Source organism: Anaerostipes caccae L1-92 (genome assembly GCF_014467075.1).
GTDB lineage: Bacteria > Bacillota > Clostridia > Lachnospirales > Lachnospiraceae > Anaerostipes > Anaerostipes caccae.
Genome location: NZ_AP023027.1, coordinates 1,939,090 through 1,951,670, shown reverse-complemented (window position 1 = coordinate 1,951,670; position 12,581 = coordinate 1,939,090). Strand labels below are relative to the sequence as shown.

Below are 12,581 nucleotides of genomic sequence, written 5' to 3'. Positions count from 1 at the left end.
AACAGCGAAAAAGCTGGAAATAATAGAAATTCCCTTGATTTGATGAAACCTGGACGGTATAATTCTCTCCAAACGGTTTTAAAGAAAGAGGGATAGAGATGCAGCAGACAAAAGCTTACGAAAAAGTGATTGAACATATTAAGAAACAGATCATCAATCATGATTTGACGATCGGTGAAAAATTACCTCCCGAGAGGGAAATCTCGGAACAGCTGGGCGTCAGCAGAAATTCTGTGCGTGAGGCGATCCATATGCTGGAGATGATGGGGTTTATATCCAGCCAGCAGGGAGCGGGAAATTATGTTTCCTGTAATTTTGAAAAAAACCTTGTAGAATCAATGTCCATGATGTTCATTCTGCACAAACTTGACTATGGCTCCATCACACAGCTGCGTTTCGCGCTGGAGATGCAGGCCTTTGTGCTTGCCGTGGACAACATCAGCAAAGAGGAGATTCAGAAGATTGGCGAGTATATACTGAATCTGGACCGGGGCAAAACTGAGGAAGAATGCGTGATCTGGGATAAAAAGATTCATTATGCGATAGCAAAGGCTTCCCACAATGTCCTGATTATAGATATTTTACAGGCATTATCCGATGTGCTGGATACTTATATCACAGATATGCGGAGAGAGATCTTCAAGGATGACAACAAGGAAAAGCTGCAGCAGGCACATAAAGAAATTGCAAAATGTATGATTGAAAAAGACCTGGAAGGCGGAAGAAAAGCAATCGAGGATCACTTTGACATCATCAACAGCACGCTGGAGCGCATGAAAACGAGATAAACTTGTGCATTATGACGAAAAAGTCATAAGATTAAAAAAAAAGCTGGACGGATAATACAAAAGAAGTTATAATAAAGATAAATTGGTAGGGCCAATATAGAGAACAGGGAACCTGGAAATGATGTTTCATTTCCAATTATTTTTCAGACGATTGGTAGGACCAATCGTGAAAGCAGGAGGAAAAGCAGATATGAATATTTTAGTTTGTATCAAACAGGTGCCGGAGTCCAATAAGGTAGAGGTTGATCCAAAAACGGGAGTCCTGAAAAGAAACGGGGCAGCGTCCAAAATGAATCCCTATGATCTCTACGCGTTGGAGACAGCCATGCGGTTAAAGGAAGAACTGGGAGGGGAAGTCAGTGTGATCACAATGGGACCTCCTCAGGCGGCTCAGGTGATAAGGGAAGCCTATGCGATGGGAGCCGATCACGGAACTTTGATTTCCGACCGGAGATTCGGGGGAGCCGATGTGCTGGCCACAAGCTATACCCTGGCTCAGGGGATCAAAAAGATGGGAGATTTTGACCTGATTCTGTGCGGGAAACAGACCACAGACGGTGATACAGCCCAGGTTGGACCGGAGATCTCCGAATGGCTTGGTATCCCGAGTGTATCAAATGTAAGAAAAATCACCGAGGCAGACGGACAAAATATTACAGTTGAGATGGATATGCCGGACGACATTGAGATCACAAGGATTGCCTATCCCTGTCTTCTGGCAGTGGATAAAGACATTTTCCAGCCAAGACTTCCTTCTTACGTGAGAAAAACCGAGAAAGCAGATACGGAAATCACTATGCTCAGCCTGGATGACATGGACGACAGAGATGAGACTCATTACGGACTGAATGGTTCACCCACACAGGTTCAGAAGATTTTCCCTCCGGAAACGAACCACCATAGGGAACTCTGGAACGAGGAAGGCAGTATCCTTTCAGAAAAACTCTTTCAAAAAGTGAAAGAACTGAAATTTGTATAGGAGGAATTACATATGGCAAAGTTAGAAATCAATCAGGAAAAAATAACAGATCTCAGTGAACTGATGAAAATTTGTCCGTTTGGGGCAATGGAAGAAAAAGACGGAAAACTGGAGATCAATTCGGCCTGTAAGATGTGCAGACTGTGTGTAAAGAAGGGACCGGAAGGAGCCGTCACTTATGTGGAAGACCAGAAGGCAGAGGAGATTGATAAATCCTTATGGAATGGAATCGTAGTATATGTTGACCATGTGGACGGCAAAATACATCCGGTGACTTATGAACTGATCGGAAAGGCAAAAGAACTGGCCAGAAAGATTTCTCATCCTGTGTACGCATTGTTCATTGGAAGCGATATTAAAGAAGAGAGCAGAGAACTGCTGCATTATGGAGTCGATCAGGTATTTCTGTATGATGACCCGGAGCTGAGCCGTTTTAAAATAGAACCGTATACGTCAGTCTTTGAAGACTTTATACAAAAACAACATCCATCCGCTGTCTTAGTAGGTGCAACAACGGTCGGAAGACAGCTGGCCCCAAGAGTAGCAGCCAGAATGAAAACCGGGCTTACAGCGGACTGTACGATCCTTGAGATGAATGAAAATACAGACCTGTCCCAGATACGGCCTGCCTTCGGCGGAAATATTATGGCACATATCACAACACCCAATCACCGTCCCCAGATGGCAACCGTCCGCTATAAAGTGATGAATGCTCCGGAACGGATGGAGGAAGAACAGGGTGAAATTGTAGAATGTTCCATTGAAAAGGGCAAACTCAAGACAAATGTTGAAGTTCTTGATATTGTGCTGAAAGAAAAGGAAAAGTTCATAGAATCTGCCGATGTACTTGTGGTTGCGGGACGCGGTGTTAAAAAAGAAGAGGATCTTTTGATGCTGGAAGAATTGGCAGACCTTCTTGGCGGGCAGGTGGCATGTACAAGGCCTGTGGCAGAGAACGGCTGGCTGGACGCAAAACGGCAGGTAGGCTTAAGCGGCCGTACCGTCCGGCCGAAACTGATCATCACCTGCGGGGTATCCGGCGCTATTCAGTTTGTTGCCGGCATGGATCATTCAGACCAGATCATTGCCATTAATAAGGATGAGAAAGCTTCTATTTTCAAGGTAGCCCATTACGGTCTGGTGGGAGATTTATATGAGGTCATTCCTCAGTTCATTGAAAAAATTAAAGAGAGTCAGGGGGCATAGCTATGGGATATAAAAGATTAGATGAAAAAGATCTTAGATACATAAAGCAGGTAATCGGTGATGACGAACGTATTTTATTCGGAGAAAATATAAATGAAGAATACAGCCATGATGAGCTGAGCGGTACCCAGAGCTATCCTGACGTCGTAGTGAAGGCAGCAAATGCAGAAGAGATTTCAAAGATCATGTCCTATGCATATGAACACACGATTCCGGTCACTCCAAGGGGAGCGGGCACAGGGCTTGTGGGATCTTCTGTGGCAATAGAACACGGGATTATGATGGATACCAGCCTGATGAATCAGATCCTTGAACTGGACGAAGAAAATCTGACGGTAACCGTGGAGCCTGGAGTGCTCCTGATGGAGCTGTCAGCATTTGTGGAGGACCATGACTTTTTCTATCCGCCGGACCCGGGTGAGAAATCTGCAACGATAGGAGGAAATATCAGTACAAACGCCGGTGGAATGCGGGCAGTAAAATATGGAGTTACGAGAGATTATGTCCGGGGACTGGAAGTGGTTCTGCCCAACGGAAAGATTGTAGAATTCGGAGGGAAAATCGTAAAGAACAGTTCCGGTTATGCGATGAAGGATCTGATGGTAGGGTCTGAGGGAACACTGGGAATTATCACGAAAGCAGTTCTTAAACTGCTTCCGCTTCCGAAAAAAGCGATCAGTCTTCTGATACCGTTTAAAAATCTCAACTCGGCGATACAGACGGTGCCGGAAATCATCAAGTCCAAAGCGATTCCTACCGCAATCGAATTCATGCAGAGAGAGGTTATTGAAGATGCTGAAGAATATCTGGGCAAAAAGTTCCCGGACCATCAGGCAGACGCATACCTTCTTCTGAAATTCGACGGAAATTCGGCCGAGGAGATCGAAGCGGACTACGATAAAGTCGCAAAACTCTGTTTGAGTCAGGGCGCGCTGGATGTGCTGATCTCTGATACAGAAGAGCGGGACGAATCCATCTGGAAAGCCAGAGGTGCATTTCTGGAAGCGATCAAAGGATCTACCACCTATATGGATGAGGTGGATGTTGTCGTTCCAAGAAATAAGATCAGTGAGATGGTGGAGTATATGCACAATCTTCACAGCGAAGTGGATATCAGGATCAAGAGCTTTGGCCATGCGGGGGACGGAAATCTCCATGCTTATATTTTGAAGGACGATCTGACTGAGGAACAATGGCAGGAGCGGATGACACTGGCCATGGATAAAATATACCGGAAAGCGAATGAATTAAGCGGTCAGGTGTCCGGGGAACACGGCATAGGATATGCCAAGAAGCCATATCTTAATGAGTCTTTAGAAGAAGAAACAATGAATATCATGAGGGGGATCAAAGCAGCCTTCGACCCGAAAAATATTCTGAATCCTCACAAAGTATGCCAGGTATAAATTTCATATAGACTGTTTCATAAAAAACCGGCGGAGAACATGTGTCTCCGCCGGTTTTTATGGTATTAATCCTGTTTTACGAGAATCTGCTCGATCTCTGCCACGTAGAGAGTATGGTAGTCTTTATCCGCATACCACTGAGCATCCAGTGCTTTTGCGTCTCCTATAAATCCTTCCGGGTCCATCGGCTGACTGTACAGCTTTCTGCAGATCAGAACAATTTTTGCTTCCTCAAAGTAAGGGATGCCGTTGGCATCGGTCGGTGTAAGTCTTGTCTTTGAAATTTTATCTTCGGTCCGTCCTGACACACTTCCGAGATACGTCAGGTCTTTCTTAAATGCTTCATCATAGAATGACAGCGAGAAAGTTTCAGAGTTATCGATAAATTCTTTCGTATAGCGCTGCGGACGGATCACAGATACTGCCACGTCCTTGCCCCACATGACTCCGAATCCACCCCATGATGCGGTCATCGTATTAATTCTGCCTTCTTCATTTTTGGCGGTTACCAGCATCCAGTCCTTCCCTATGAGACGGAAGGCACTCTGGTCAAAATCTTCTGGTGCAACAATTGCATATTCACTCATGTTACTTGCCTCCTTTTTTGTGTAATTACCATTATAATGCAAAAATGATGCAATGTCTATAAAACCTGCAAGTTTCATTGAAATCCTGCCATCCCTTATGCTATAATGACAGACAGGTTTAATATATGTAAGGAGGAAGCAGCATGGCAGAGTCAATGGCCGGGTTATCACGGAGCCACCGGTGTACAGAAGTGGGCCGTGAAAATATCGGCGAGAAAGTAACCGTCATGGGATGGGTACAGAAGAGAAGAAATTTGGGAAGTCTTATATTTGTAGACTTAAGAGACCGTTCAGGATTATTGCAGCTGGTCTTTGATGAAGATACATTGTCAGGTGAAGATTATGAAAAAGCCAATTCCCTGAGAAATGAATATGTGATCGCGGCGGCAGGGGAAGTGCAAAAACGAAGCGCCGCTGTCAATGAGAATTTAAAGACAGGGGATATCGAGATTAAAGTGACAGACTTAAGAATCCTGTCAGAGTCAAAAACGCCGCCGTTTCCTGTGGATGCGGAACAGACCGTAAAAGACGAACTGCGGCTCAAATACCGCTACCTGGATTTGAGAAGACCGAACCTTCAAAAGAATCTCCTCGTGAGGAGCCAGGTAACAAAAGCGGCAAGAGACTTTTTAGCAGAAGAAGGATTTTTGGAGATTGAGACGCCGATCCTCGGGAAAAGCACGCCGGAGGGGGCCAGGGATTATCTCGTGCCGAGCCGTGTGCATCCGGGAAATTTTTACGGACTTCCCCAGTCACCGCAGCTGTTTAAGCAGCTTTTGATGTGTTCAGGAGTAGACCGTTACTATCAGATCGCAAAGTGTTTCAGAGATGAGGATTTAAGGGCGGACCGGCAGCCGGAGTTTACACAGATCGACATGGAGCTTTCTTTCGTCGATGTAGATGACGTGATCGATGTCAACGAGCGCCTGTTAAAGAAAGTGTTTAAAGAAGTGCTGGACGTGGATGTGCAGATCCCGATGAAGCGTCTCACTTATCAGGAAGCCATGGACCGGTTCGGTTCCGACAAGCCGGATACAAGGTTTGGAATGGAACTCATTAACGTATCGGAAACAGTGAAAGACTGTGATTTCATGGTCTTTAAAGGAGCATTGGAAAACGGAGGCTCCGTGCGGGGACTGAACGCAGAAGGCCTCGGGGATCTGGGACGCAAGAAGATCGATGCTTTTGTAGACTTTGCCAAAGAGTTCGGGGCAAAGGGACTCGCCTATATCCAGCTGAAGCAGGATGGAAGCGTAAAATCTTCTTTTGCCAAGTTTATGAAAGAGGAAGAAATGACGGCGCTTATCGATGCGATGCGGGGGAAACCCGGAGATCTGCTTCTGTTTGCGGCCGACAAAGACTCTGTCGTCTATGATGTCCTCGGAAACCTTCGTCTGGAGATCGGAAAAAAATATGAGATGATCGATGAGTCCTTATATAATTTCTTATGGGTCACAGAATTTCCTCTGCTGGAGTGGAACGAAGAACAGAACCGCTATACGGCGATGCATCATCCGTTTACCATGCCGATGGAAGAGGATTTAGAGTACATTGAGACAGAGCCCGGAAGAGTCAGGGCGAAAGCTTACGATATTGTTTTAAACGGCACAGAGCTCGGAGGGGGATCCGTGAGGATTCACCGCAATGATATCCAGAAAGCCATGTTTAAGGCTCTTGGATTCAGCGAGGAGGATGCCAATGAAAGATTCGGATTCCTCCTGGAGGCTTTCCAGTACGGAGTGCCGCCTCATGCAGGTCTTGCTTACGGCCTGGACCGTCTTGTCATGTGGATGACAGGGGAGGACAGTATCCGTGACGTCATTGCATTCCCGAAAGTAAAGGACGCTTCCTGCCTCATGACACAGGCACCGGGAGGGGTGGACACAGAGCAGCTTGATGAGCTTGGAATAGATTTGAAAGAAAACGATACGAACGAGGAATAAGGAGAAGCAGATTATGGAGAAAATGTTATTTAGCGGCGTGTTGTCAAACACAGATGTTGCACAGGTGGCGATCAAAGGGCTGAAGCACGAACCGGGAATCGCGGCGAAACTGTTTACCGCCATCGCGGACAAGGGGATCAATGTAGAACTGATTCTGCAGTCCATAGGGAGAAAAGACAGCAAAGACATCTCCTTTGTTGTGAAAAAATCTGATGCGGATGCGGCGGTGGAGACCTTAAAAGAAACCTTTCAGGAAGGCTCTTATAAAGAGATTGTTTCTGACAAAAACGTGGGTATCGTATCCATTGTGGGCGCAGGAATGATGTCCAACTCAGGGGCGGCATCGAAAATGTTTGAAGCTCTTTATAACAAAGGCGTCAACATCCATATGATCTATACTTCTGAGATCAAGATCACGGTCCTGATCAGAGAAAGCCGTGTGGAAACAGCAGTGGAAGCACTGAAAGAACAATTCCAAGATTAACATCATCAATATATAACAGGAGGACACGAAGATGTTCGATTTTAGTGAAGTTAAGAATTATGATCCTGAAGTTGCCGATGCAATGCAGGACGAGCTGTCCAGACAGAGAAACAATCTGGAACTGATTGCTTCTGAGAACTTAGTTTCAAAGGCAGTCATGGCAGCCATGGGCAGCCACCTGACTAACAAATATGCGGAAGGATATCCCGGAAAGAGATATTACGGCGGCTGTGAGTTTGTGGATGTAGTGGAGAATCTGGCAAGAGAACGTGCCAAAGAACTGTTTGGCTGTGAGTATGTCAATGTTCAGCCGCACTCAGGTGCACAGGCGAATATGGCAGTATTTTTTGCGGTCTTAAATCCAGGGGATACCTATATGGGAATGAGCCTGGACCACGGCGGACATTTATCCCACGGAAGTCCGGTCAACATGTCAGGGAAATATTACAACTGCGTGCCTTACGGTGTCAATGACGAGGGATTCCTCGACTATGATGAGGTGCTCCGCATAGCAAAGGAGTGCAGCCCGAAACTGATCATTGCAGGGGCAAGCGCTTATGCAAGATCCATTGACTTTAAGAAGTTCCGTGAGATTGCAGACGAAGTCGGAGCCGTTCTTATGGTGGACATGGCGCATATCGCAGGCCTTGTTGCGGCAGGGGTACATCAGAGCCCGATTCCATATGCCCATGTGACGACTACGACTACCCATAAGACTCTGAGAGGTCCCCGCGGCGGTATGATCATGTGCAGTAATGAGATTAATGAAAAATACAACTTTAACAAAGCCATCTTCCCGGGTATCCAGGGCGGTCCGCTGATGCATGTGATTGCCGGAAAAGCCGTGTGCTTCAAAGAAGCGCTTTCCGATGATTTTAAAGAGTACGGTAAACAGGTGGTTAGAAATGCGGAAGCCCTGGCAAAAGCTCTCATAGAAGAGGGATTTGATATTGTATCCGGCGGTACAGATAATCATTTAATGCTGGTGGATCTTAAAAAATATGACCTGACCGGAAAAGAAGCGGAAAAAGTTTTGGATTCCGTCCATATCACCTGTAATAAAAATACAGTGCCGAACGATCCAAAATCTCCATTCGTCACATCAGGACTCCGTCTCGGAACACCTGCAGTGACGACCAGAGGATTGAAAGAAGAGGATATGGCGGTGATTGCCAGGGCAATCCGCCTCACTCTTTTAGATCAGAAGCTTGAAGAAGCAAAACAGCTTGTAAAAGAATTGACGGCAAAATATCCTTTATATGAGTAATCAGCAGAATAGATGAAGATAAAGTACAGCCGGTACTGCGGCTGTACTTTTTTGTCCTATGATTAAGTAAAAGTGAGACATTACGGAGCAAAATAGTGTATAATAATACAAATAAAAACGAAAGGCAAAGAGATGATACAAACAGAGTTATTCCTTCTGCTGATTGGTGTATCCGCGGCACAGGAAATTTTAAGAGTAAAAGCCATGGAATCTGTCGGATATCTGTGGAAAGAACACAAATCGGCTCTGATTTTCTGCGGGGCTGCCAGCCTTGTATGGTCCGGCGTGACTGTATTGTCTGAAGTACCCGTATACTTGAGCCTGCTTTTATATTTTCTGCTCTGGTACCTGCCTTATCTGCGTGTACACATCAATGGCAAGATGATTCAAACTTTTTCTATGATAGGATATCTTCATCTCTCGTCCTTTTATCTCATGTTTCTGGGAGCGGCTTCTATTGGCCGCGGAAGTGTCAGGAATATAAATCTTCAGAGTTCCGTGAAAGCATCGGGATACTTGACTGCAAAGATCGTGCTCTGTATATTTTATATTATATGGATCAGATACTTTAGCGGTAAAAATGTGAAGGAAGAACACACTGACTATAAGAAATCAAAAATATTTTTGTTGTTTCTCTGGAGCTGTCTCGTCTATGAAATGATCGACAGTATCCTGGCATCGTTCTTTTCAGATAATGTTTTTGTACCGGCTCTCATGATCAGCGGCAATGCTCTGATTCTGCTGCTTACATTTTTATTTATGCGCCATAATTATCTCATTGTGCGGGAGCAGTATTTGGAAGAGAGATACCGGAAGATGGAGGAGGCAAAAGCCAGAAAACTGCTCCGGGAGGAACAAATGACCAGGATGGCAAAGACCGACAGTCTGACAGGGGCCTATGTCCGCGGATACGGAATAGAGCTCCTTAAATCCTTTCTGAAGCAAAATAAGCTGCTGACTGCGGTGTATATGGATCTGGACGGACTGAAAGAGATCAATGACAGCAAAGGACATTCCGTTGGAGATGTCTATTTAAAAACGTTTGCAGAAGAAATGAAAAAGAATCTCAAAAAAGATGAACTGCTGATCAGAATCGGAGGGGATGAGTTTTTAGCTGTCTTTCCGGGAATCGGTTCTGAAGAAACGAAGGACAAGATGGAAAAAATAAGAAAAGAGATGGAACATCCGGAGAAGGACCGGCTCCCGATACACTTTAGTTTCGGTGCCGTGTCCGGTCAGAAAACACCGGAAGAATTGATTAAAGAGGCGGACCAGGCCATGTACTCAGACAAACATAACAGGAAAGAGGAGCGTGATACTGTATGCCCAAACAATTAGTCCTGATGGCTGCAGTCGCAGTATCTTACTTTTTTTATCATTATGAGTTTTTCTCCTTTGCTGACTGTGTACTGGAATGCAGGGAAAAAAGAAGGTCTGTTGTTATCCTTACCTTTGTGCTAAATTATGCATGGTTTGTTGCGGCCAGTTTTCTGGATCTGCACCTGATCGTCAACTGGACCATTTTTTTCTTTTTCTTTCTGCTGCAGATACGGATCTTTTACCATGTAGGATTCGATAAAAGTGCGATGCTTGCTTACTTCGGAATCATACCGGGTCTGGCGTGGAACATCTGTCTGCGATGTATCTTTGCACTGCTGTTAAACAGGCCCCTGACATCCTTTGACAACCAGACCAAGCTGCCGGGAAATATAAAGGAATATCCTATTTTTCTCGGCTTTGTAATCACAGGATTTCTGTTTTACTTCTTCAGACAGAGTCAGCTTTACGAAAGGCTCTGCATCATCCTTAGGGACCGCTCCAGTCTGAGGTTTCACGTTGGGATTCAGTTTGTCCTGTATGTATATCTCGTCCTGAATCTGCTTGGCTACTATGTCCCTTCAAATTCCGTATTTCTGAAGTTTTGGGGTATAAAGTCCGCTGTTTTTGCATTTATAGGCCTGAATATTTGTATTGTCTATACGATGAGAATGAGCAGGCTTAATCTTTACAGGAGAAAGATGAGGGAAGAATGGACAACCATGCTGACAGATAAGGAAGAAGAAGAGAGACTTTGGACACTGGCCTATGTGGATGCACTGACCGGATGTTATAACCGGCATTTGGCCGGACAGGTTTTGGAAAAATATTCTGCGGCCTCTAAGGATTATTGTCTTTGCTTTGTGGATCTGGACCATCTGAAAACAGCCAATGACAAATTCGGACATCAGGAAGGCGACCGTTATCTGAAGACCACTGCTTCAGTTCTGACTGCCGCGGCTCGGGATGAAGACTATGTGTTCCGGTACGGCGGCGATGAATTTCTCTTGTTATTTTCTGAGAAAAATCGCAGCCAGGTGACGGATTTATTGAAAGATACCGGGGAGAAACTGAAGCAGTACAGCAGTGATAAGAATTTTCCATTCATTATGTCCATAAGTTTTGGAGTGGCACAGTGCAGTGAAGCGGAGACGGCAGAAGAGCTGCTTTCGCTGGCAGACCGGAGAATGTACGAACAGAAAAGAGGAAAAGACAGGAGGAAAAGATGAACTTAAAAGGGATTGTATTCGATTTTAACGGAACGATGTATATTGATGGGGACAAACAGGAAGCCGCGTGGTTTGAATTTTTCCAGAGACATGCAGATGGGAAGTATACGGTCAGACAGCTTCACAAAATGATCCATGGGATCAACGGAGGAGAGTTTTTAAAAATGGCTTTAAATCCTGATCTCACAGAACAGGAGATTTATGACCTGACAGAGGAAAAAGAAGATATTTACAGGGAAATGTGTCTCAATGATCCGAAGGGGATCAATTTTACAGAAGGGCTTCCGGAATTTCTTACCAAGCTCAAAGAACATGCGGTGCCTTTTGCCATAGCCACGGCGTCAGCCATTGGAAATGTAAGATTTTATATGAAGCATATGCATCTTACCCACTGGATTCCGGCAGAACACATTGTCTATGACGACGGAACCTTTAAGGGCAAGCCCGAGCCGGATATTTACCTGATGGCCATGGAAAGGATCGGCCTTTGCCCCGGGGAATGTGTCGTCTTTGAGGATGCAGATGCGGGAATTGAAGCGGCCAGGAGGGCTGGAGCAGGAAAGATCATAGCCATAGGGCCGAAAAAGGACCATGAGAGGCTGCTTGGGCTCCCGGGAGTCACGGCTGTTATCGAGGATTTCAGAGAAGTCGGACTGGATCTGCTGGAAACTGTCTGACAGACTAAGAAACAAAAAACAGGTATTCCAGAAGTTTCTTCTTCCAGAATACCTGTTTTGTTTTAATAACCCAAATCTTCTCCGACCAGAATGATCTTGATCCGGTCTTTCTGTCCGCATCTTCTTGTGATCAGCAGATGGGAGCAGATAGAAGAATCACCGTAACACTCCCCGCAGTGTCCTGTAATGGAACACGGAGTTTTCAGTCCCAGGCGGATTGTGTTCGGACAGGAGGCCTTGCTTCTCGTCCGGTGCACGCCTTCTTCCACGGTGCTTACCACTTTGTTCATTCCAACGACCAGAATCACCTGTCTCGGTCCGTAGCTTAAACAGCCTACTCGGTTGCCGGAGCCGTCGATATTGATCAGTTCCCCTTCCAGTGTGATGGCATTGGTACTCATAATATAGGTGTCGGCGAGGACTGCCTTTGCATATATCTGTCGCTGTTCCTCATAATTTTTTGCCGCCGACCGGTCCACAGCTTCATACTGACCTGAATTTTTCACGGCATCTATAAGCCCGATCTCTGCTGCACTCATGGAACCGCCCCATGAAACAACAGAGCCTTTTTCTATGTAGGACAGAGCTTTTTGTAAGGCTTCCTCCTTCGTAGCACAGTATACTCCTGAAAAATTTCTCTTTTCCATGTTCTTAATGATCGCAGCTGCGGTCACCTGATTTGCTTTTTCCATACTCAT

At 45.5% G+C, this 12,581-nt stretch carries 12 protein-coding genes; 10 read left to right on the top strand and 2 right to left on the bottom strand.

Annotated elements, in window-relative coordinates:
* Positions 1–98 precede the first annotated feature (98 nt).
* The 4 genes from ANCC_RS09580 (at position 99) to ANCC_RS09565 (ending at position 4,379) form a co-directional block, all read left to right on the top strand.
* Complete coding sequence (locus ANCC_RS09580; protein WP_006566834.1) at positions 99–788, top strand: FadR/GntR family transcriptional regulator; 690 nt, start codon at positions 99–101, stop codon at positions 786–788.
* Positions 789–978: 190 nt separating this feature from the next.
* On the top strand, positions 979–1,767 hold the full coding sequence (locus tag ANCC_RS09575) for an electron transfer flavoprotein subunit beta/FixA family protein (RefSeq protein WP_009289555.1): 789 nt from the start codon (positions 979–981) through the stop codon (positions 1,765–1,767).
* A gap of 12 nt (positions 1,768–1,779) precedes the next feature.
* Positions 1,780–2,973: an electron transfer flavoprotein subunit alpha gene (locus ANCC_RS09570; protein ID WP_006566836.1), complete on the top strand. Its 1,194-nt coding sequence runs from the start codon at positions 1,780–1,782 to the stop codon at positions 2,971–2,973.
* 2 nt (positions 2,974–2,975) lie between these two features.
* Positions 2,976–4,379, top strand: a complete 1,404-nt coding sequence (locus tag ANCC_RS09565) for an FAD-binding oxidoreductase (protein WP_006566837.1) — start codon at positions 2,976–2,978, stop codon at positions 4,377–4,379.
* Positions 4,380–4,444: 65 nt separating this feature from the next.
* Here ANCC_RS09565 and ANCC_RS09560 read toward each other — a convergent pair whose 3' ends face one another.
* Positions 4,445–4,966, bottom strand: a complete 522-nt coding sequence (locus tag ANCC_RS09560; RefSeq protein WP_009289559.1) for a flavin reductase family protein — start codon at positions 4,964–4,966, stop codon at positions 4,445–4,447.
* Positions 4,967–5,109: 143 nt separating this feature from the next.
* On the opposite strand from ANCC_RS09560, the gene aspS reads away from it, so the two are divergent.
* The 6 genes from aspS (at position 5,110) to ANCC_RS09530 (ending at position 11,883) form a co-directional block, all read left to right on the top strand.
* A complete protein-coding gene (aspS, locus tag ANCC_RS09555) occupies positions 5,110–6,909 on the top strand; it encodes an aspartate--tRNA ligase (protein ID WP_006566839.1) in 1,800 nt (599 codons plus the stop codon).
* 13 nt (positions 6,910–6,922) lie between these two features.
* Positions 6,923–7,393 (top strand): ACT domain-containing protein, encoded by a 471-nt coding sequence (locus ANCC_RS09550; RefSeq protein WP_006566840.1) that lies wholly within the window; start codon positions 6,923–6,925, stop codon positions 7,391–7,393.
* 31 nt (positions 7,394–7,424) lie between these two features.
* Positions 7,425–8,660, top strand: a complete 1,236-nt coding sequence (gene glyA / locus ANCC_RS09545) for a serine hydroxymethyltransferase (RefSeq protein WP_006566841.1) — start codon at positions 7,425–7,427, stop codon at positions 8,658–8,660.
* Positions 8,661–8,792: 132 nt separating this feature from the next.
* Positions 8,793–9,998 (top strand): GGDEF domain-containing protein, encoded by a 1,206-nt coding sequence (locus ANCC_RS09540; RefSeq protein WP_006566842.1) that lies wholly within the window; start codon positions 8,793–8,795, stop codon positions 9,996–9,998.
* Complete coding sequence (locus ANCC_RS09535) at positions 9,983–11,206, top strand: GGDEF domain-containing protein (protein ID WP_006566843.1); 1,224 nt, start codon at positions 9,983–9,985, stop codon at positions 11,204–11,206. The genes ANCC_RS09540 and ANCC_RS09535 overlap by 16 nt, the downstream gene beginning before the upstream one ends.
* Positions 11,203–11,883: an HAD family hydrolase gene (locus tag ANCC_RS09530; protein WP_006566844.1), complete on the top strand. Its 681-nt coding sequence runs from the start codon at positions 11,203–11,205 to the stop codon at positions 11,881–11,883. The genes ANCC_RS09535 and ANCC_RS09530 overlap by 4 nt, the downstream gene beginning before the upstream one ends.
* A 62-nt stretch (positions 11,884–11,945) precedes the next feature.
* Here the strand turns inward: ANCC_RS09530 and ANCC_RS09525 are convergent, their stop codons facing one another.
* A complete protein-coding gene (locus ANCC_RS09525) occupies positions 11,946–12,581 on the bottom strand; it encodes a lactate utilization protein (protein ID WP_006566845.1) in 636 nt (211 codons plus the stop codon).

Bases quoted from the DNA above. Each gene is read 5' to 3' on its own strand.
- ANCC_RS09575 (WP_009289555.1), top strand. From the start codon at position 979: ATGAATATTTTAGTTTGTATCAAACAGGTGCCGGAGTCCAATAAGGTA.
- ANCC_RS09570 (WP_006566836.1), top strand. From the start codon at position 1,780: ATGGCAAAGTTAGAAATCAATCAGGAAAAAATAACAGATCTCAGTGAA.
- ANCC_RS09580 (WP_006566834.1), top strand. From the start codon at position 99: ATGCAGCAGACAAAAGCTTACGAAAAAGTGATTGAACATATTAAGAAA.
- ANCC_RS09565 (WP_006566837.1), top strand. From the start codon at position 2,976: ATGGGATATAAAAGATTAGATGAAAAAGATCTTAGATACATAAAGCAG.
- ANCC_RS09540 (WP_006566842.1), top strand. From the start codon at position 8,793: ATGATACAAACAGAGTTATTCCTTCTGCTGATTGGTGTATCCGCGGCA.
- glyA (WP_006566841.1), top strand. From the start codon at position 7,425: ATGTTCGATTTTAGTGAAGTTAAGAATTATGATCCTGAAGTTGCCGAT.
- aspS (WP_006566839.1), top strand. From the start codon at position 5,110: ATGGCAGAGTCAATGGCCGGGTTATCACGGAGCCACCGGTGTACAGAA.
- ANCC_RS09550 (WP_006566840.1), top strand. From the start codon at position 6,923: ATGGAGAAAATGTTATTTAGCGGCGTGTTGTCAAACACAGATGTTGCA.
- ANCC_RS09560 (WP_009289559.1), bottom strand. From the start codon at position 4,966: ATGAGTGAATATGCAATTGTTGCACCAGAAGATTTTGACCAGAGTGCC.
- ANCC_RS09535 (WP_006566843.1), top strand. From the start codon at position 9,983: ATGCCCAAACAATTAGTCCTGATGGCTGCAGTCGCAGTATCTTACTTT.
- ANCC_RS09525 (WP_006566845.1), bottom strand. From the start codon at position 12,581: ATGAGTATGGAAAAAGCAAATCAGGTGACCGCAGCTGCGATCATTAAG.
- ANCC_RS09530 (WP_006566844.1), top strand. From the start codon at position 11,203: ATGAACTTAAAAGGGATTGTATTCGATTTTAACGGAACGATGTATATT.